Genomic DNA, 18,583 nt, shown 5'->3' with positions numbered 1-18,583 from the left:
AACTTTGATCATTCAGACGGCCTTTATCGATTCATTCACAAACATTACTCATACACCACACCGGCAAGCATTTCTTCTTCATTCAAGTTGCCGTACTGTTGCTCCCAATCGTGGGTAGCCTCTACCATATCGCATTCTTTGGCAAAAGCCAGCAGCCTGCCGTCCATCTGATCCAGACTCAAGCTGCCCAAGCGTTCGCATTCCGAAGCCGTCAGATTACCGTCCGCCTCATGCGCCTCCGAAGATCCGAAAGGCAGAGCAAAAAAACCCAGTACCAACGCCAGCAGCACCCAAAAAGTATTTTTACGCGAACGAGTCATTTCACACCTCTCATCATAATCATATAGCAGGTTTAAATCAGAAAAACTAAACCAAATAAAATTAAACTAAGAAAAATCGAACAGAAAATTAGAAATATCGATTTATCTAAGACAAAACGAATAATACTAAGAAAAAATAGAATATGCAATACTTTTTCTTAGATGAAGTAATTTTTTTCTTACAATTTTATAAAAACTAAGGTAAAATACACTCAAATCGTCCAAACCATATAAAAAACATACCTCCATAAAGGCATAAACATGGATACCTTTAAAGACCGCCTGGCTTTCCTATGGAAAGATGAAGCCCGCCAAGCCAAAATTGCCGCCGACATCGATATGACCATCGCCGGATTCAGCCGTATCTGGAACGAAGGCGGCCTGCCGAAATCGGAAACGCTAAAAAAAATCAAACAACTTAAAGGCTGTAGCATAGACTGGCTTTTGACAGGCGAAGGTTCTCCCTTCCCCGATTCCGAAGCCCCAAAGGCCACAGCAACCGACACACTAGGCAACCCTGTCGATATAGACGAATTTGTCTTCGTACCGCGTTACGACATCCAGGCCGCGGCCGGACACGGCCAGCTCGTCGGCAATGAGCAACCCATATTCGCCATGGCGTTCCGACGCTATTGGATTGAAAATTATGTAACGCGAGACATCAAAAACCTTTCCGTTATCTCAGTCAAAGGCGACTCGATGGAAGGTGTGCTGAATGATGGCGACACCATCCTCATCAACCACGGCCAAACCACGCCGCGCGACGGCCTCTATGTTTTGCGCCTCAACGAAAACCTTTTGGTCAAACGCCTGCAACTGATACCCGGCGGCATCGTCAACGTCATTTCGGCCAACGAGGCCTACCCTACTTTTGAAATCGACTTGAAAAACCCGACCGACGACGTTGCCATCATCGGCCGTGTCGAATGGTTTGGCAGAAGCATCTAAATCTGACATACTGGTGCTTGAAATTTCTGCCATGCCCTCCATGTAAGCTGGCAGACCCTGTCTGCACAAACTTGCCTTGACTAACGGTTTGCGCGACAATAGTAAAAATATTCATATAAAAGGAATCACATCATGTCAGACGAAAGCCCTATTATCTTTACTGACAGCTGCTGCACCAAAGTTGCCGACCTGATCGCCGAAGAGAACAATCCCGATTTGAAATTGCGCGTATTCGTCAACGGTGGCGGTTGCTCTGGCTTCCAATATGGTTTTACCTTTGATGAAATCAAAAACGACGACGATTTTGAAATCCAGAAAAACGGCCTGACGTTCTTGGTTGACCCGATGAGCTACCAATATCTGGTTGGTGCGGAAATCGACTACACCGAAAGCCTACAAGGTTCTCAATTCGTCATCCGCAATCCGAATGCAGAGACAACTTGCGGTTGCGGCTCATCCTTCTCCGTATAAACAATCTGTTTTTGCCATAAAAAACAGGCCGTCTGTATCTTCAGACGGCCTTTTGTGTGAATTTATTTTAAACAACATCAGATTTACCTTATAATAATAATATCGGGCGTGAATATTTACTCTACAATAGACATAACATTGGACATGCATATTGCCATATAAATAAAAATTTATTGTCCAGCCGATTAACGACACAAAGGCAAACCGTACTTGGTCTGCCTGAGACTGCAACCTCTGTTCCGGCTCGTATCACAAGCCAAAACAGCTCAAACACAATAACAAAACCTTAGGCTAAACCCATTTGGTTGACGCAGTCGAAATACTCATGGGATATCAATGAGCAAACAAGAAAAATTTTTCGACGTATACGTTTCCTATCCGCCGAACACGGATAGGAAACGCATCCATGCCTGCCTGTATGAAAACCTGCCCGAAAACGAAGTCGAGAGCCTGATTCAAGCCTTGGCCGAGCGTCCGCAAGCCATTGTGGCCGAGAAATGTACCCAAGACGAGCGCGAAAATGCGCAGCATTACTTCAGCTATTTGGGTTTGGACGTAATCGTCCGTCAGGCTATGGAGTTGGAAGCAATCGAAGAAGAACCCGTGTTGGCAGTCAACACTCCCGACCCTATCCAGTGCCCCGTCTGCATGACGATTATTGACGAATTAGACGCACAGGAATGTAAAACCTGCCACTTTGATTTGACAGAGAAAAATGAGTTGGCCATCCAGCGCAAGCGCATTGAATGGCAGGAAAAAATCTCTTTCGAGCATAAAAAACAAACCGAAATTGCCCACAAGCTCAAATACGAACGTGAGCAGGAAGAGAAAAAGCTGCGCAAAAAAATCCGTGCCGAATTGGAATCCCAATTACGCGAAGAGTTAGGCCAAAATCCTGAGCTGGCCGCACTTGCAGCGAGGAAGAAAACACAGTTTCTGCTTACAATGGCTATCGTATTCGCCGTTTTAAGCCTGCTTGCACTCGGCTATATCGCTGCAAAATTCTTCTAAACTGATTCAAAAACTTAAGGCCGTCTGAAAACAGATTTTCAGACGGCCTTTTATTTCCTTATTGATTGAATCATTCCAATCAAGCCTCTTGCACATCCACATCCACCGACCATCTGATTTTGCCGTCGCGGTTTTGCTGCAACACCTGCACCCACAAACTCACGGCACGGTGCAAATCTTGTCGGGATGTCGATTCGAGAAAGATTTGCGCGCGTTCGCGTTCGGCGAGGCGCACCATCAGCATAGGGGCGGCGCCGAACTGGGAAACGCTTTCGGGCAAAAGCGGGGTGAGGTTTTCTTTGGCGGCGTTGAGAAATTCCATCGCATCGGCAACGCGCGGCGCGTCAGCGCGGACGGCCGTCTGAAAACCGAAGGGTGGCATGGAAAACATTTGCCGCTCGTTCAATTCGTTTTCGGCAAACACGGCGTAGTCCTGCGCTTTGACGGCGGCAAAGACGGGATGTTCGGGCAGTTGGGTCTGTATCAACACCTTGCCGGGTTTGTCGGCGCGCCCCGCCCTGCCGGACACTTGCATCAGCTCGGCGAACAGCCTTTCCGGCGCGCGAAAGTCCGCGCTGTACAGGCTGCCGTCGGCGTTCAATACGATAACAAGGTTGAGCCGCGCGAAATCATGACCTTTGGCGAGCATCTGCGTGCCGACCAAAATGTCGATTTCGTTGTCGGCGATGCGGCGGTACAAATCCGCCCAGTCGTTTTTGTGCGCGGTGCTGTCCCTGTCGACGCGGACGACGGCGGCCTTGGGCAGGAAGGCGCGCAGGGTTTCTTCGACGCGTTGCGTGCCGTGGCCGACGGCGGTCAGGTCTTGGTTGCCGCAGTCGGGGCATTTGAACGGGATGGGTTCGCGGTGGTCGCAGTGGTGGCAGCGCAGTTGGCGGGCGCGTTGGTGCAATACCATTTTGGCGGAGCAGTTCTGGCAGCCGAAGGTATGGCCGCAGTCGCCGCAAAACAGCGCGGGCGCGAAGCCGCGCCGGTTGAGGTACACCAGCGACATGCCGCCCGCTTCAAAGTTCTGTTTCAAAAGCTGCAAGGCTTGCGGCGAGAAGCCGTTGTCGAGTTTCAGACGGCCTACGTTGAGGATATCCACTTGCGGCAGTTGCGCGGCGGCATGGGCACGCTCGGTCAGTTGCAAGAGGCGGTACGCGCCGCTTTGCGCCTTGTGCCAACTCTCCAAGCTGGGCGTGGCGCTGCCCAACACGATAGGACAGCCGCTCTGCTTCGCACGCCACACCGCCAAATCTCGGGCGTGGTAGCGCAATTCGTTGTCTTGTTTGAACGAGCCGTCGTGTTCCTCATCGACCACAATCAGCCCGACATCAGGCAAAGGCGTGAACACCGCCAGCCGCGTGCCGATCACCAGCTTCGCCTGCCCCAACATCGCGCGCAAATAATCCTGCGTGCGCTTGCCTGCCGCCATCTGGCTGTGCAACACGGCGGTCGGCACGTCGGCAAAACGGTTTTCCACCCGCTTTAAAAGCTGCGGCGTAAGGTTGATTTCGGGCAACAGAAACAATACCTGCCGCCCCTGCGCCAACACTTTCGCCATCGCATCAAAATAAACTTCAGTCTTGCCACTGCCGGTGATGCCGTACAGCAAAAACGGCTGAAATTTACCAAAGGCCGTCTGAATTTCATCGGAAGCCTTCTGCTGGTTGGCGTTGAGCTGAAATTCAGACGACCTTAATACAGGCTTCGCCGCTTCCGCAGTTTCAATCCAACCCTGTTCCGCCCAATCTTCGATTAATTTCGTCGCCTGTGCATTCACCTGCTTCAACGCCGCCATTGTCATTCCGCCCGACAGCAGTGCGTCCCACAAAGCCGCTTTTTTATTGAACCGAGCCGGCGGCGGCGTTTGCGCCCTGCCCGCTTCGTTCAGCGCGTAAAACAACGGCGGCTGCGGCATTTCCACTGCGCGCGTTTCCTTCAAACCTTGTGGCAATGCGGCAAATACCGCCTGTCCGGTCGGATAGTGGTAATAACGCGACGTAAACGCCAACAAATCACGCCAGCTTTGAGGCAACGGCTTTTCTTCCACAAAGGCCGTCTGAATGCTCAAAATCCGCGCCGTATCCATATCGGGTGCAATATCCGCTTCCCACACAATCCCGACAACGGTTTTATTGCGGAAAGGCACAAGCACCCGAGTTCCCGGAGGAAGCTGATCGGAATAGGAATACGTCAAAAGGCCGTCTGAAAGCGGCACGTTTACGGCAATACGGTGGTAGAACATACAAACAATCAAATTATTTTTTCGTATTTTAACAGCCGAAAGCTATTTTCAGACGATAATTTGAGCCTGAGTACAATGCAGACATGACGGAGGTTTGATACAATGCCTTACTTTCAACACACGCAAGTCTCTCGCATGAAAACCAAGTTAATCAAAATCTTAACACCGTTTGCCGTCCTTCCTTTGTTGGCATGCGGTCAACCTGCCGTATCCAACGCCAACGCGGCGCCTGCTCCGGCTGCCAAAGCGGAAGCGCCTGCCGACAAATCCGTTGCCGCTTCTTTAAAAGCGCGTCTGGAAAAAGTCTATGCCGCCCAAGATTTGAAAGTCTTGAGCGTTAGTGAAACACCGATTAAAGGCATTTATGAAGTTGTCGTCAGCGGCAAACAAATCATCTATACCGATGCCAAAGGCGACTATATGCTCGTTGGCGACCTTATCAACGTCAACACGCGCCAAAGCATGACTGAAGAACGCGCCGCCGATTTGAACAAAATCGACTTCGCTTCCCTGCCTTTGGACAAAGCCATCAAAGAAGTGCGCGGCAACGGCAAACTGAAAGTTGCTGTTTTCTCCGATCCGGACTGCCCATACTGCAAACGCTTGGAGCATGAATTTGAAAAAATGACCGACATCACGATTTATACCTTCATGATGCCGATTCCAAGCCTGCACCCTGATGCCGCGCGCAAAGCCGAGCTGTTGTGGTGCCAACCTAATCCGACCCAGGCATGGATCGACTGGATGCGCAAAGGCAAGCTCCCAAGCGGTAAAGCAAACTGCGAAAACCCTGTTGCTGAAACCACTTCATTGGGCGAACAATTCGGCTTCAACGGCACGCCGACCGTGGTCTTCCCTAACGGCCGCAGCCAAAGCGGTTACAGCCCTATGCCCCACCTCAAAGAAATCATCGAGAAAAACCAGTAATACAGGGTTTAATCTCCATAAAGGACGCTTTACGCGTCCTTTTTTCATGCGGCCCGCCATCAACTGCCTTCAGACGGCCTCGGATACAGACAAATATAAAAAAGGACGTGTCCAACACGTCCTTTTTTCCCTTTACCTTACAGGTAGAATTTTTCAATTACTTTCAGATTTTCATCCAATTTATACACCAGTGGCTGACCGGTTGGGATTTCCAAGCCCATGATGTCTTCGTCGGAAATGCCTTCGATGTGTTTGGCCAACGCACGCAGAGAGTTGCCGTGTGCCGCAACCAATACACGTTTGCCGCTCAAGATGGCCGGAGCGATTTGGTCTTCCCAGAAAGGCAGGACGCGCTCGAGGGTAACTTTGAGGTTTTCGCCATCAGGTACGACATCGCTAGGCAGGTTGGCATAGCGGCGGTCGTTGTGGGCGGAGTGAGGGTCTTTAGGATCGAGCAGCGGAGGCAGGGTATCGTAGCTGCGGCGCCAAATGTGGACTTGCTCGTCGCCGTATTTTTCTGCGGTTTGTTTTTTATCCATACCTTGCAGCTGGCCGTAGTGGCGCTCGTTCAGGCGCCATGATTTGATTTGTGGAACAAACAGTTGGTCGGATTCTTCCAAAACGATGTTACAGGTTTTGATGGCACGGGTCAGAACGGAGGTAAAGGCGATGTCGAACTCATAGCCCTTCTCTTTCAGCTTTTTACCTGCTGCTGCGGCTTCTGCCAAACCTTGCTCGCTCAGCTTGACATCGCGCCAGCCGGTGAAAAGGTTTTTCGCGTTCCATTCGCTTTGTCCGTGACGGATGAATACTAATTCCATGATAGTTTGCTCCAATAAAGTTTGGGAAAGGGTATTTATATCACACTTTGCCGCCGCGCTGATAACACCGGCGGTTTCTTTTGATATGTTGCAAGTTTGCCTCTAGTCTTCAGACGGCCTTGTCGGAAGGTAAACGTCAAAACGCGTGCTTTTGCCTGTGTATTGATAAGCAGGCTTGCGCCCGTCGAGAAACTCGCCCAAGCGCGGGCGTTTGACGACAATGCGCTTTTTGGCGGTATTCAATGCAGCATCCAGAAGCCCGGCTTCATCTTGTGCCGCGCCGACCAAGTCGTGAAAGTAAGCCATTTCTTTTTTCACGGCGGCGGTTTTGCGGCGTTCCGGATACATCGGGTCGAGATACACTACATCGGGTCTGCCTTTTCGCGCGGCCAATTCCTGCATTAAATCAACGGCATTACCGAAGTGCAAAGTAATGCGTTGGGCAATCTCCCGTGTCTCTTCACTTTGCCTTGCCCTGTTGAGGCCGTCTGAAAGTAGACAGGCAACGGCGGGATTTTGTTCAAAAGTGTGTACATTCAAACCCAACGAGGCAAGCACAAAACTGTCACGCCCCAGTCCGCCGGTAGCGTCCCAGACAGTCGATTGCGCAGTGTGGTTAACGGCTTTGGCAATCAACTCGCCTCCGCCTTTAGTGCGCCGATAATGGGCGGCACCGCCATCAAAATCAACGCGAACACGGCCTTTTTCACCGACGCGGCACAAACTGATGCCGCTTTCGTCAGCGATAAGGAAACTGCCTTCTTCAGGCTGCCGATCGATAACGGTCAACCCGAACGGCGCGGCAAGGCTGCGAAGTTCGGCAGATGCGGTTTCGTCAAAATAAATCTTGTACATAAGGCTTATGTTTCAGACGGCCTTGAAAACTCAGGCCGTCTGAACGTTTTAATTGATGTCCAAGCGTTCCATGCGGTAGCGCATAGAGCGGAAACTGATGCCCAAAAGCTTGGCGGCTTGGGTACGGTTGTAACGGGTTTGCTGCAAGGCCTGCTCGATGATGCTGCGTTCCACTTGGTCGAGGTAATCCTGTATCTGCATGGTACGCGGATCAAACGGCGGAATGGGGCTGTGATTGAGCGTAGTTTCGCGCGCGTCAGGTTCGGCAATATCGTCAAAGGAGAAGCCGCTGCGTTCTGCCTTAATCTGTGGGGCATTTTGAATCTGCAAGTCGTCCACTTGTATCACTTGGCCGACCGTCAGTGCAACAGCACGCTCGAGGATGTTTTCCAACTCGCGGAAGTTGCCGGGATAGCTGTAATGCAACAGGGCTTCTTGGGCTTTCGGGCTGAGTTTGTAGGTTTGATTGCCGTGACGGTGTTTATACAGCAGATACAGAATCAGCGCGCCCAAGTCTTCGCGCATTTCACGTAAAGGCGGCATGTGCAGGGAGACAACGTTGAGGCGGTAATACAAGTCCTGGCGGAATGCGCCGCTTTCAACCAAGGCTTCGAGGTTTTTATGGGTTGCACAAATAATGCGTACGTCCACAAAGGTTTCCCGCGCATCGCCGATACGGCGCACGGCTTTTTCTTGGATGGCGCGCAGAAGTTTGACCTGCATGGCAAGCGGCAAATCGGCAACTTCGTCGAGAAACAATGTGCCGCCGTCGGCGTGTTGGAAAAAGCCGAGACGGTCTTGATCCGCGCCGGTAAAGCTGCCTTTTTTGTAGCCGAAGAATTCGCTTTCCATCAGGTTTTCAGGAATCGCGCCGCAGTTGACGGCAATAAACGGTTTGTCGGCGCGGTCGGACAGCTCGTGAATCGTGCGCGCCGCCTGCTCTTTACCGGTACCGGATTCGCCGGAAATATAAACGGGAACCAGGCTGCGTGCCAATCTGCGAATCAGGTGGCGCACTTCGACCATTTGCGGCGAAGTACCCAACAGGCGCGGCATATCGTCGTCGCCTTTCAGGATAGGCTCTTCTTGCAAAGCAGGATTGATGTTGCCGGTTGAAAACCGCTCTTTTAAGGAATTGAGCCCTTCCGGAACGGTCAAAGGCCGGTTAAATTCGCTCTGTACGCTCTTAGGAGGCGTAACAACAGGCTTGACCGGCTGGGGTTCGGGTTTATACAGGGCGGCAGAAACAGGCGCAGGCTGAGATTTGACTTTTTCAGACGGCGTGGGTTCGTTGGTATTGTCTGAAACCGATACGGCCGATTTCACCAACGAACGCAGTTGCGACAGCGTAATCGGTTTTTGCAGATAATCAAACGCCCCTGCTTTCAAGGCTTCAACGGCTTGGTCGGCATTGCCGAAAGCCGTAATCACGGCGACGGGCGTATCGAGCATCAACTCGTCGATGTATTGGACAACCTCGAGACCTGAACCGTCGGGCATACGCATATCGGTCAACACCAGCGAATAATCGTTGTTGTCCAGCTTGTCTTTGGCTTCTTCAACACCCGCCGCCGTATCGACGCGCAAACCCATTTTCATCAGGGTCATTTCCATCAGGTCGCGGATGTCTGCCTCGTCATCAACAACCAAAACCGGCTCTTGCAATTTATTCATCCTGTGCTTGCTCCTTCGGTAAAATCAGTTCGAACCCGTTCATTTCAGGGTGATAATGCAGCTGTCCCATATTGGCGTGTGCCAACTCGCGTGCGACGTAAAGCCCCAAACCAGTGCCTTGTTTTTCGGTGGTGTAAAACGGCTCGAACAGATGGTTTCGCACATCTGGCGGCACGCCTTTGCCGTTGTCCGCCACGACGATGGAAATATGCATCCTGCCGCTTGGGCGGATCAGGACGGTAATGGCGTTTTCGTCCTGACGGCTGTGTCGCCAAGCATTGTTGCACAAGTTCCACATCACTTGCTGCAAGTGCATGGGGTCGACCAATACGGTCAGGTTGTTGCCGTCCATATTCATGCGCAGACAGCCGATGGCATCGGGATTATTCAAGGTAAACTCCTGCTTGAACTCCAACCAGAATTTCATCAGATTGACTGGCTGGCGGCTGATGTTGTCGCGTTTGTTAATCAGGGATACGTCTTCCAACATCTTGTCGATACGTTGGATATTGCTGTCGATGATGTTGTACAGCTTGGCTTTGAGCGGATCTGCCTCGTCGCCTTCCTGCAACAAATCGCTGGCATGGCGGATGGCGGACATCGGGTTGCGGATTTCGTGGGCGAGGTTGGCAGTCAATTGACCGAGCGAAGTCAGCTTGGTGGACATGGCTTCCGCAGCCACTTCACGCAATGAGCGGACATACAGCATCAGCAGCTCGGTTTGCTCCTGAATCAATGGAACGGCTCGGACGTGCATGGCGTGTTGGAAAATATGGATATCGGTTTCAAAAGGTTTGTCGGGTTGGCGCTGCCAGCGGGCCACCAGTTCGCCGAACACGATTTCCTGCTGATCGATAATCAGGCTGGGAAAATAGATTTTTGCCTGTTTGTTAAACAGCCACACGCGCTGGGTCGCATCAATCACCACCACCGCTTCCTGTACGCGGTTTAAAACCAAATGGTTCAGGCCGCTGATACGGCGGTAGGCCAATTGATGGCGGCTGGCGGACTCTGTGGCCTGTTCGAGATAACGGGCGGCAAACGAGGTCAGCATCGCCACCAGATAGCTGGCGCCGATCAGCATTAAAGAATTTGCCACTGATTTTGCGTCCCAATTAAACGAATCGAAACGCATACTGCCGTCTAAAAACAGGTTCAAAATAAACAGCATTGCCGTATAGCCTGCGTACAGCATGGGATAATGGCCATAACTGAGCAGGCACGACGTGGCGACAAACGGCAAAACCAAAATCCCGAAACCTGAAGCCGTACCGCCGGAGATATACACCAAAACCATGATCATGGTAATGTCGACCACGGCGCTGGCGTTGGGCAAATCCAAGGATTGCCACTGCCAGCCCGGGCGGAGCACGGAGAGCATAATCAGGAAGAAATACAGCGTTATCCAGATATAAAACTCAACCGCCGGCAACGAAACGCCAATCAGATTGCCGCCCGTATAGCTGCCGAAAGCGTGCAAAACCAAAAGCGGCAAGACGATGGCTATTCGGGCGATGTTGATGACGCCGGGAATCCGCTCCCTCAGATTACCCAGTTCTTGAAGATTGGCTCTGTTCATAAGTGAACCTTTTTTATTTTCATGCAATGTCGTAGTAAATTTAATTTATTTGAATATATTGGTTTTTGCCTTAAGACAAACTTTTCAGACGGCCTGATATTTCCAATACCTTGCCTTTTTTACCGCGCTTGCCGTCAATATCGGCAATCCGCAGTTTTTCCTGATGCTCGGCGCCGCGGCGGCCGACCGATACAACGGTAAACTCAGGAGAGGTCGTTACCATAACGTGTTCCAAAAATGCGCCGTCGGTCAGCGACATCAACTGCAAACCGCGCCCTTTGGGCATGACTTTGAGTTCGCCGATGGAAAACGCCAAGAGACGGTGGTCGCTGCTGGCCAGTACGATTTTGCAGTCGGGATTGATGAGCGAAGAAGCATAGACGGCAACCGGAGGCAAGACGGTTTCACTGCTGTCCACGGTCATCACTACTTTGCCCGCTTTCACGCGTCCGACCATATCGGCCAACTTGGTAATAAAGCCGTAGCCGCCGCTGCCTGAAAGCAAGTAATGCTGTTCGGGCTGACCGGTGAGCATGGCGACGGGTTTGGCGCCATTTTGCAACTCGATTAAGGATGAAACCGGCACGCCGTCGCCGCGTCCGCCGGGAATTTCGGCGGCATCGAGCGTGTAGGTTCTGCCCAATGAATCTAGGATAACAACGGGTAAGACGGTGCGGCCTTCAAGGGTTTGTTTGAGGCGGTCGCCTTCTTTGAACGCGGTTTGGCTTAAATCGAGGTTATGTCCGGCACGGCTGCGTATCCAGCCTTTTTCCGACAAAATCAGCGTAATGGGTTCGTCGGCGGTGGTTTGCGTCAACACGGCGCGTCCGGCTTCTTCCACCAGCGTGCGGCGCGCGTCGCCGAACTGCTTCATGTCCGCCTGCATCTCTTTGATAATCAGCTTGCGTTTTTCGTTTTCGTCGCCCAAAAGGATATTCAGACGGCCTTGTTCCTCGCGCAATTCGTTCAATTCTTTTTCGAGTTTGAAACCTTCCAAACGCGCCAACTGGCGCAGGCGGATTTCCAAAATGTCTTCGGCTTGGATTTCGGTCAGCCCGAACGCCGCCATCAAATCGGCTTTCGGGTCGTCTGATTCGCGGATGACTTTAATCACTTCGTCAATGTGCAGAAAGACTTTCAGACGGCCTTCAAGGATGTGCAGCCGTTTTTCCACTTGGTTCAAACGGAATTTCAGACGGCGTGTTACGGTCACGACGCGGAAATCCAGCCATTCCTGCAAAATCGTTTTCAGGTTTTTCTGCGCGGGACGGTTGTCCAGCCCCATCATCACCAAGTTCATGGACACATTGCCTTCCAGCGAAGTCTGCGCCATCAGCGTGTTGATGAAGGTATCCGTATCGATGCGGCTGGATTTCGGCTCGAACACAAGGCGCACGGGATGTTCGCCGTCGGATTCGTCGCGCACGCGGTCGATTAAATCCAGCATCAGCTTTTTGGTGTTGAGCTGGTCTTGGTTGAGCTGCTTTTTGCCCGCTTTCGGTTTCGGGTTGGTCTGTTCTTCGATTTCGGCAAGGATTTTGGCGGAATTGGCGTTCGGCGGCAGCTCGGTCACAATCACGCGCCATTGTCCTCGTGCCAGCTTCTCAATTTCGTAACGCGCACGCACGCGCACGCTGCCTTTGCCGGTTTCGTAAATCCGGCGCAATTCGTCCGCCGGCGTGATGATTTGACCGCCGCCGGCAAAATCGGGCGCGGGAATATATTGCATCAGGTCGGCGGTTTCCAGCGTCGGCTTTTTCAACAGCGCAATCGCCGCCTGTGTGACTTCGTTCAAATTGTGTGATGGAATTTCGGTCGCCATGCCCACCGCAATGCCTGATGCGCCGTTGAGCAAGACCATAGGCAGACGGGCTGGCAGGTGTAGAGGTTCGTCAAACGCACCGTCGTAGTTCGGCACAAAATCCACCGTACCCTGATTGATTTCGGACAACAGCAATTCCGCAATCGGCGTCAGCCGCGCTTCGGTGTAACGCATCGCCGCCGCCCCGTCGCCGTCGCGCGAACCGAAGTTGCCGATGCCGTCGATTAAGGGGTAGCGCAAGGTAAAATCCTGCGCCATCCGCACCATCGCTTCATAGGCGGAACTGTCGCCGTGCGGGTGGTATTTACCCAAAATCTCGCCGACCACGCGCGCCGATTTCACCGGCTTCGCCCCCGCCGTCAAACCCATATCGCGCATGGCAAACAAAATACGTCGTTGTACAGGTTTCTGGCCGTCTGAAACTTCAGGCAGCGCGCGGCCTTTGACCACGCTCATGGCGTATTCGAGATAGGCGCGTTCGGCGTACTGACCTAACAGCAGGTAGTCTTCGCCGATAGGAGATGGACTGGGAGCGGAAATGTGTTCTGTCATCAGGATGGTAAAACGAAATTAATTAAAGAAGGATATTGTAAAGCAAAATCGGCAGTCATAGCCAATTTGAGTGATGAACGGTAGCTCGGCGGCAATAAGGCTTACCGAATCAAGTCGGCAAATATGATTTGTTTCGACCAAAAAGGCCGTCTGAAACCCTTTCATGTTTCAGACGGCCTTTTCATTTTGGTTTTAAATCAAAACTTCGTTATTCTGCAGTAGCCGGTTTGGCCGCAGTTTTAATGGTTAAGGTCAACGCGGCGGCGATGGCCAGGGAAACACCGGCAAAAGTCATCGCGTTGGCAGGGTTTGAACCCAAGAAGGTTTTGTACACCCAGCCGAAAGATACGGTTTCAATCAGCATTGGAATCACAATCATCATGTTCACAATACCCATGTACACGCCGTAACGTTCTTTAGGGATAGAGCCGACCACAATCATAAACGGCACGCCCATCATACTTGCCCAACCGACACCGAAACCAATCATTGGGGCAAACATCAGGTATTTATTGCCGATATGAGGAATGGTGAGCAAGGCCAGCGCGGCAAGGGTTACGGCAAAGGCGTGAACATATTTGGCGGCGTATTTGCGCGCCATCCACATCAGGCCGAAGGCGGAGATAAAGGTTACCACGTTGTAGAAACCGTTTACCAGGCCGGTCCATGCAACCGCTTGGCTATACGCTTCGGTATTCTCAACGGTCGAGTCCCAAACGGATTGGACGATACTGTGGGAAATATATTGCCAGTAGATGAAGAGCGCGTACCATTGAAAGAGATACACCAAAGCCAGTTGCCACAGGGCAGTCGGCATTTCGCGCACAGCAACGACAATATCTTTAACAGCATGGGCCGGACCGCTCGGCTGGGCTTTAATGGCCGCCATTTCTTCAGGGCTGGGCTCGCGTTCGGCTGTTGATAAAACGGTAACCAAAACCGAACCGATGGAGCAGACCGCACCAATATAAAACGAACCGAATACCCAATACGGAATGCCCGCTTCGGAAGTTTGTTGCAACCAGCCGATTTGTTGAAAGATATAGAGGGAAACGTTGGCCAGGGTAATACCCAAACCGGTAAACACGGACTGCATCAAGAAACCGGTGGATTGCTGGTGTTCAGGAACGGTATCGGCAATAAAGGCACGGAAAGGTTCCATTGCCGTGTTGTTGCTGATGTCCAAGAGCCACAGCAGCAATACGGCCACCCACAAGGCGGTAACGTGCGGATAAATAAAGAGACAGAGGCTGCAACCGATGGCGCCGATCAAGAAATACGGACGGCGGCGGCCTAATCCCGGCACCCAAGTGCGGTCACTCATCGCACCAATCATCGGCTGCACCAGCAAACCAGTAATCGGGCCTGCCATATTCAAAATCGGCAATTGGCTCGGGTCGGCATGAAGAAAGCTGAAAATCGGGTTAATCGCAGTTTGCTGCAACCCGAAGCTGTATTGAATGCCGAAGAAACCGAAGTTCATTAGCATAATCTGGCGAAGTGTCATCGCCACTTGTGGGGAGATTTTCATAGGAAGGCTACTCCTGGATAATAAACTATGGAAACAACAAACTCCAATTTCAGCAGTATGACGCTTTTGCTTTTATTGTATTGAGCCGCCTTTTTTAATGAGGCAACCCTGTTTTCAGACGGCCTTTATTTTGACCGTTTATATAATCTTGTTTTGATGTGTGTTTGTGTTGTTTAAAGCTTATTTTTAGGCCGTCTGAAACTATTTATTCATTACAGACTGACGCCAGATGGTTTCCCCAACGACCTTGACGGGCTGAGCCGTACCGGCCGGATGTTCGATGTATTGGAACAGCAAATCCGCCGCCATTTCGCCCATACGCAGATAAGGCAGCTCGGTGCTGGTCAACGGCGGAAACAGCGTTTCCGCAATCGCACTGTGATTATCGTAGCCGGCAACGGAGACTTGCTCGGGAACCCGTACGCCGCGCGTCCTCAAAATCCCGTACACGCGCACGGCCATTTCATCGTTGCCGCAACAAATTACCGTCGGCGGAATCGGCAAAGACAGCAATTTCAAAATAGCCGAAATCAAAGACCCGCTGTCATTACTGAAGTCAGGATACCCTGTCTGCACCAAACCAGGATCAAAGACAATATCCGCATCCGCCAAAGCCCGGCGGTATCCGGCCAATCTCAATCTCGTCGCTTCCACGCCCGGCTGCAAAGTCACATAAGCAATCCGTTTGTGTCCGCTTTGGATAATCCGGCGCACCAAGCCATACTGCCCTGCTTCGTCGTCCGGCAAAACCGACGGCGTACCTGCCAAATCAAAACAGTTGACCAACACCATCGGGCAACGGTTGGGCACTTCCGGCAACAATACTTCCTGATGAAAACCGGCCACATACAAAATCCCCTCGGCACGGTGTTCCATAAAGGTACGGATCAGCGGCTCCATCTGACCGGGCTGACCCGGCTTATTGTCGATGTCGGCAATCATCAAAATCTTGCCTTGTGCGCGAATCCGCTGCTGAATGCCCTTAATCAAGAACATATCCGGAATGCCGTGTCCGCCCGTATTCTCGCCCGTCCGCGAAATGGCGCCGGTAATCAGGCCGACCAAGCCGGAACGGTTGGATCGCATAATCCGCGCCGCAGAAGACGGGATATAGCCCAAAGCGGCAATCGCTGTTTCTACTTTGGAACGGGTTTTATCGCTGACCGGCGCATCGCCGTTAATCACTCGGCTGACCGTCTTGGGAGACACTCCGGCATAAGCAGCAACATCATAAATTGTAGCCATCTTACGAACCCGCCCCGACAGGATTTCAATAATGTTACATAGGATAACACAGCAGACATCGGTGTCATACCCCTTTTTTTACAGAAACTTGATGATAATCAATCATTTCTTTTTCATTTTGCATACATTTCTTAAACAAAACCACCCCCGCCACCTCCCAAAACCTGTTCAAATTTGTTAAACTACAAGCCACTACAAAAAAGCAGGAAATACCTATCTATCCTGCTTATTTTACCGTTACATACTAAGGAAACGAGATGACCGCATACTCAGACGCATGGCAGGCCTTGGAAGCCCATCATGCCGATACGCAACACGTTACCCTGCGCGAACGTTTCGCTGCAGATGCCGAACGTTTCAACAATATGCACGAAATTCTGCACGGTTTGTTATTTGATTACAGCAAAAACCGTCTGGATGAAAATACCCTTGATTTATTGTGCCGACTGGCCGAAGCAGCCGATTTGCCACAATATATGCAGGCCATGATCAACGGCGAAAAAATCAACACCAGCGAACACCGCGCCGTCCTCCACACCGCCCTGCGCCTGCCGGCCAATGCCCAACCCATTTACGTTGACGGCGAAAACATCGTGTCCAAAGTTCATCACGAACTCAACCGCACCCTCGAATTCGCACGCCAACTTTTAGACGGCACGCACGCAGGCATTACCGGTAAAGCGATTACCGACTTGGTTCACATCGGTATCGGCGGCTCCGATTTAGGGCCGCGCATGGCCACACAGGCGCTGCAGCCTTATTGGCAAAACATACGCGTCCACTTTGTCAGCAACTCCGATGATGCCGACCTGGCCCAAACCCTTCTCGGCCTCAACCCCGAAACCACCGTATTCAGCATTGCCAGCAAATCGTTCCGCACACCGGAAACCCTGCTCAATGCCTACGCTGCGCGTACTTGGTATCGAGATGCAGGTTTGCCTGATTCCGGCATCTACCGCCACTTCTGCGCCATTTCCGCCGATGTGGCCGCAGCCCAAAACTTCGGCATCTCCCCCGACAAAGTCTTCGCCATGTCCGACTGGGTTGGCGGCCGCTATTCCGTCTGGTCGCCCATCGGCCTGCCGCTGATGGTTGCCGTTGGCGAAAAAGCGTTCCGCAAAATGCTTGCCGGTGCACACGCGATGGATACCCACTTCTTCGAAACGCCATTCCGCCGCAACATTCCCGTCCTGATGGCGCTCATCAATGTTTGGTACAACAACTTCCAACATTCAGACGGACAAACCGTTGTCCCATACAGCCACAACATGCGCCTCTTTACCCCGTGGCTCAACCAGCTCGATATGGAAAGCCTCGGCAAACAGCGTACTTCAGACGGCCAACCCGTTTCCTGCACCACCGGCGGCATCGTCTTCGGCGATGAAGGCGTCAACTGCCAACATGCCTACTTCCAGCTTCTACACCAAGGCACGCGTCTGATTCCCGTCGACTTCATCGTCCCCATGACCACAGTCTACGGCAACCACCGCCAACACCGCTTTACCGTTGCCAATGCCTTCGCCCAAGCCGAAGCGCTGATGAAAGGTAAGACCTTAAACGAAGTACAAATCGAATTGGCCGCCCTGCCCCAAGACGAACGCAACCGCCTTGCACCGCAAAAAGAATTCCCCGGCAACCGTCCGAGCAACAGCCTGCTCATCGACAGCCTGACGCCTTTCAACCTCGGCATGCTGATGGCTGCTTACGAACATCGTACTTTCGTTCAAGGCGTGATTTGGCGTATCAACCCCTTCGACCAATGGGGCGTGGAATACGGTAAAGAGCTGGCCAAAACCATCGAACCCGAACTCGAACGCGGCACGCCTGCACACGACAGCTCCACCAACGGTCTGATCGCCTTCTACCGCAGTTGCAACGCAAGATCGAAGGCCGTCTGAAAATAAAATGCCCGTAAGACAAGCATATCTGCCTGTCTTACGGGCATTTCAAAACCTAATCGGCGGTAAGAATGAACCGTTAAAGCACCGCACTTTTAGACAAAAGTAGCTAGATTTTGATATAAAAAAAGGCTAAATCGATAATGACTTAGCCTTTTTCATCAGACTTGATTAGTTGTTTGTTGTTAATGCGCCTAAATCTTTATCAACTAAGAACAAACCTTTACCATCTTCACCAAGAAGATTTAATTTATCCAAAATTCCACTGAATAATTTTTCTTCTTCATGTTGTTCAGCCACATACCATTGTAAGAAGTTAAAGGCAGAGTAGTCTTTCTCTTCAAAAGTTCTACCAACTAATTCATTGATTTTAGAGGTAATTAACTTTTCATGTTCATAAGTTAATTCAAGTACTTGTTTCAATGATGAAAATTGATGAGGTGGTTCATCAATTTGTGTGATGATAGCCAATGCGCCGGTCTCATTTAAATAAGTGAAGAGTTTACGCATATGCTGCATTTCCTCAGCCGCATGCTCTGATAAAAATTTTGCAGCTCCTTCGAAACCTTGTTGTTCGCACCAGGCGCTCATTTGTAAATATAAGTTAGAAGAATAAAACTCTAAATTCATTTGATCATTTAATAGTTTAATCACGCTATTTGATAACATTTTATTTCTCCT

15 protein-coding genes are annotated in these 18,583 nt (G+C 51.3%); 5 read left to right on the top strand and 10 right to left on the bottom strand.

Annotated features, from left to right (window positions below; all coding sequences use genetic code 11):
• Window positions 1-44: 44 nt before the first annotated feature.
• Window positions 45-320 (bottom strand): hypothetical protein, encoded by a 276-nt coding sequence (locus ACTHSX_RS04150; RefSeq protein ID WP_003680156.1) that lies wholly within the window; start codon window positions 318-320, stop codon window positions 45-47.
• A 261-nt stretch (window positions 321-581) separates the two neighbouring features.
• On the opposite strand from ACTHSX_RS04150, the gene ACTHSX_RS04145 reads away from it, so the two are divergent.
• The 3 genes from ACTHSX_RS04145 (at window position 582) to ACTHSX_RS04135 (ending at window position 2,750) form a co-directional block, all read left to right on the top strand.
• Window positions 582-1,268, top strand: a complete 687-nt coding sequence (locus ACTHSX_RS04145) for a S24 family peptidase (RefSeq protein ID WP_440376896.1) — start codon at window positions 582-584, stop codon at window positions 1,266-1,268.
• A gap of 132 nt (window positions 1,269-1,400) precedes the next feature.
• Window positions 1,401-1,739 carry an iron-sulfur cluster insertion protein ErpA gene (gene erpA / locus ACTHSX_RS04140; protein WP_003680162.1) on the top strand — a complete coding sequence of 113 codons (339 nt, stop codon included), beginning with the start codon at window positions 1,401-1,403 and terminating at the stop codon, window positions 1,737-1,739.
• A gap of 336 nt (window positions 1,740-2,075) precedes the next feature.
• Window positions 2,076-2,750, top strand: a complete 675-nt coding sequence (locus tag ACTHSX_RS04135) for a hypothetical protein (RefSeq protein ID WP_311460419.1) — start codon at window positions 2,076-2,078, stop codon at window positions 2,748-2,750.
• A 79-nt stretch (window positions 2,751-2,829) separates the two neighbouring features.
• On the opposite strand, the gene ACTHSX_RS04130 is transcribed toward ACTHSX_RS04135, so the two are convergent.
• Window positions 2,830-4,998: a primosomal protein N' gene (locus ACTHSX_RS04130; protein ID WP_440376895.1), complete on the bottom strand. Its 2,169-nt coding sequence runs from the start codon at window positions 4,996-4,998 to the stop codon at window positions 2,830-2,832.
• 135 nt (window positions 4,999-5,133) lie between these two features.
• Here ACTHSX_RS04130 and ACTHSX_RS04125 point away from each other — a divergent pair, with 135 nt between their 5' ends.
• On the top strand, window positions 5,134-5,925 hold the full coding sequence (locus ACTHSX_RS04125) for a DsbC family protein (protein ID WP_004518838.1): 792 nt from the start codon (window positions 5,134-5,136) through the stop codon (window positions 5,923-5,925).
• Between the two features lie 137 nt (window positions 5,926-6,062).
• On the opposite strand, the gene ACTHSX_RS04120 is transcribed toward ACTHSX_RS04125, so the two are convergent.
• From ACTHSX_RS04120 to ACTHSX_RS04090, 7 genes are all read right to left on the bottom strand, one after another.
• Window positions 6,063-6,746 (bottom strand): 2,3-diphosphoglycerate-dependent phosphoglycerate mutase, encoded by a 684-nt coding sequence (locus ACTHSX_RS04120; RefSeq protein ID WP_003679823.1) that lies wholly within the window; start codon window positions 6,744-6,746, stop codon window positions 6,063-6,065.
• A 102-nt stretch (window positions 6,747-6,848) separates the two neighbouring features.
• Window positions 6,849-7,601 (bottom strand): class I SAM-dependent methyltransferase, encoded by a 753-nt coding sequence (locus ACTHSX_RS04115; RefSeq protein WP_440376894.1) that lies wholly within the window; start codon window positions 7,599-7,601, stop codon window positions 6,849-6,851.
• 48 nt (window positions 7,602-7,649) lie between these two features.
• Window positions 7,650-9,275 carry a sigma-54-dependent transcriptional regulator gene (locus tag ACTHSX_RS04110; protein WP_440376893.1) on the bottom strand — a complete coding sequence of 542 codons (1,626 nt, stop codon included), beginning with the start codon at window positions 9,273-9,275 and terminating at the stop codon, window positions 7,650-7,652.
• A complete protein-coding gene (locus tag ACTHSX_RS04105; protein ID WP_003748356.1) occupies window positions 9,268-10,854 on the bottom strand; it encodes a two-component system sensor histidine kinase NtrB in 1,587 nt (528 codons plus the stop codon). Before ACTHSX_RS04105 ends, ACTHSX_RS04110 begins: the two co-directional genes overlap by 8 nt.
• Window positions 10,855-10,924: 70 nt before the next feature.
• Window positions 10,925-13,228, bottom strand: a complete 2,304-nt coding sequence (gene parC, locus ACTHSX_RS04100; protein ID WP_440376892.1) for a DNA topoisomerase IV subunit A — start codon at window positions 13,226-13,228, stop codon at window positions 10,925-10,927.
• A 208-nt stretch (window positions 13,229-13,436) separates the two neighbouring features.
• Window positions 13,437-14,759: an MFS transporter gene (locus ACTHSX_RS04095; RefSeq protein WP_440376891.1), complete on the bottom strand. Its 1,323-nt coding sequence runs from the start codon at window positions 14,757-14,759 to the stop codon at window positions 13,437-13,439.
• A gap of 201 nt (window positions 14,760-14,960) precedes the next feature.
• Complete coding sequence (locus ACTHSX_RS04090; protein ID WP_440376890.1) at window positions 14,961-16,004, bottom strand: LacI family DNA-binding transcriptional regulator; 1,044 nt, start codon at window positions 16,002-16,004, stop codon at window positions 14,961-14,963.
• A 257-nt stretch (window positions 16,005-16,261) separates the two neighbouring features.
• Here ACTHSX_RS04090 and pgi point away from each other — a divergent pair, with 257 nt between their 5' ends.
• A complete protein-coding gene (pgi, locus tag ACTHSX_RS04085) occupies window positions 16,262-17,902 on the top strand; it encodes a glucose-6-phosphate isomerase (protein WP_440376889.1) in 1,641 nt (546 codons plus the stop codon).
• 171 nt (window positions 17,903-18,073) lie between these two features.
• Here pgi and ftnA read toward each other — a convergent pair whose 3' ends face one another.
• Window positions 18,074-18,571 carry a non-heme ferritin gene (ftnA, locus tag ACTHSX_RS04080; RefSeq protein ID WP_003686798.1) on the bottom strand — a complete coding sequence of 166 codons (498 nt, stop codon included), beginning with the start codon at window positions 18,569-18,571 and terminating at the stop codon, window positions 18,074-18,076.
• Window positions 18,572-18,583: the final 12 nt, after the last annotated feature.

This window comes from Neisseria sp. P0014.S002, from assembly GCF_051958295.1.
GTDB lineage: Bacteria > Pseudomonadota > Gammaproteobacteria > Burkholderiales > Neisseriaceae > Neisseria > Neisseria flavescens_B.
Note: the sequence above shows the minus strand (reverse complement) of the source record. Positions and strands in the feature narration are given on the sequence as shown.

Excerpts from the sequence above, each read along its gene's own strand:
- ACTHSX_RS04150 (WP_003680156.1), bottom strand. The coding sequence starts at position 320 with ATGACTCGTTCGCGTAAAAATACTTTTTGGGTGCTGCTGGCGTTGGTA.
- ACTHSX_RS04145 (WP_440376896.1), top strand. The coding sequence starts at position 582 with ATGGATACCTTTAAAGACCGCCTGGCTTTCCTATGGAAAGATGAAGCC.
- erpA (WP_003680162.1), top strand. The coding sequence starts at position 1,401 with ATGTCAGACGAAAGCCCTATTATCTTTACTGACAGCTGCTGCACCAAA.
- ACTHSX_RS04135 (WP_311460419.1), top strand. The coding sequence starts at position 2,076 with ATGAGCAAACAAGAAAAATTTTTCGACGTATACGTTTCCTATCCGCCG.
- ACTHSX_RS04130 (WP_440376895.1), bottom strand. The coding sequence starts at position 4,998 with ATGTTCTACCACCGTATTGCCGTAAACGTGCCGCTTTCAGACGGCCTT.
- ACTHSX_RS04125 (WP_004518838.1), top strand. The coding sequence starts at position 5,134 with ATGAAAACCAAGTTAATCAAAATCTTAACACCGTTTGCCGTCCTTCCT.
- ACTHSX_RS04120 (WP_003679823.1), bottom strand. The coding sequence starts at position 6,746 with ATGGAATTAGTATTCATCCGTCACGGACAAAGCGAATGGAACGCGAAA.
- ACTHSX_RS04115 (WP_440376894.1), bottom strand. The coding sequence starts at position 7,601 with ATGTACAAGATTTATTTTGACGAAACCGCATCTGCCGAACTTCGCAGC.
- ACTHSX_RS04110 (WP_440376893.1), bottom strand. The coding sequence starts at position 9,275 with ATGAATAAATTGCAAGAGCCGGTTTTGGTTGTTGATGACGAGGCAGAC.
- ACTHSX_RS04105 (WP_003748356.1), bottom strand. The coding sequence starts at position 10,854 with ATGAACAGAGCCAATCTTCAAGAACTGGGTAATCTGAGGGAGCGGATT.
- parC (WP_440376892.1), bottom strand. The coding sequence starts at position 13,228 with ATGACAGAACACATTTCCGCTCCCAGTCCATCTCCTATCGGCGAAGAC.
- ACTHSX_RS04095 (WP_440376891.1), bottom strand. The coding sequence starts at position 14,759 with ATGAAAATCTCCCCACAAGTGGCGATGACACTTCGCCAGATTATGCTA.
- ACTHSX_RS04090 (WP_440376890.1), bottom strand. The coding sequence starts at position 16,004 with ATGGCTACAATTTATGATGTTGCTGCTTATGCCGGAGTGTCTCCCAAG.
- pgi (WP_440376889.1), top strand. The coding sequence starts at position 16,262 with ATGACCGCATACTCAGACGCATGGCAGGCCTTGGAAGCCCATCATGCC.
- ftnA (WP_003686798.1), bottom strand. The coding sequence starts at position 18,571 with ATGTTATCAAATAGCGTGATTAAACTATTAAATGATCAAATGAATTTA.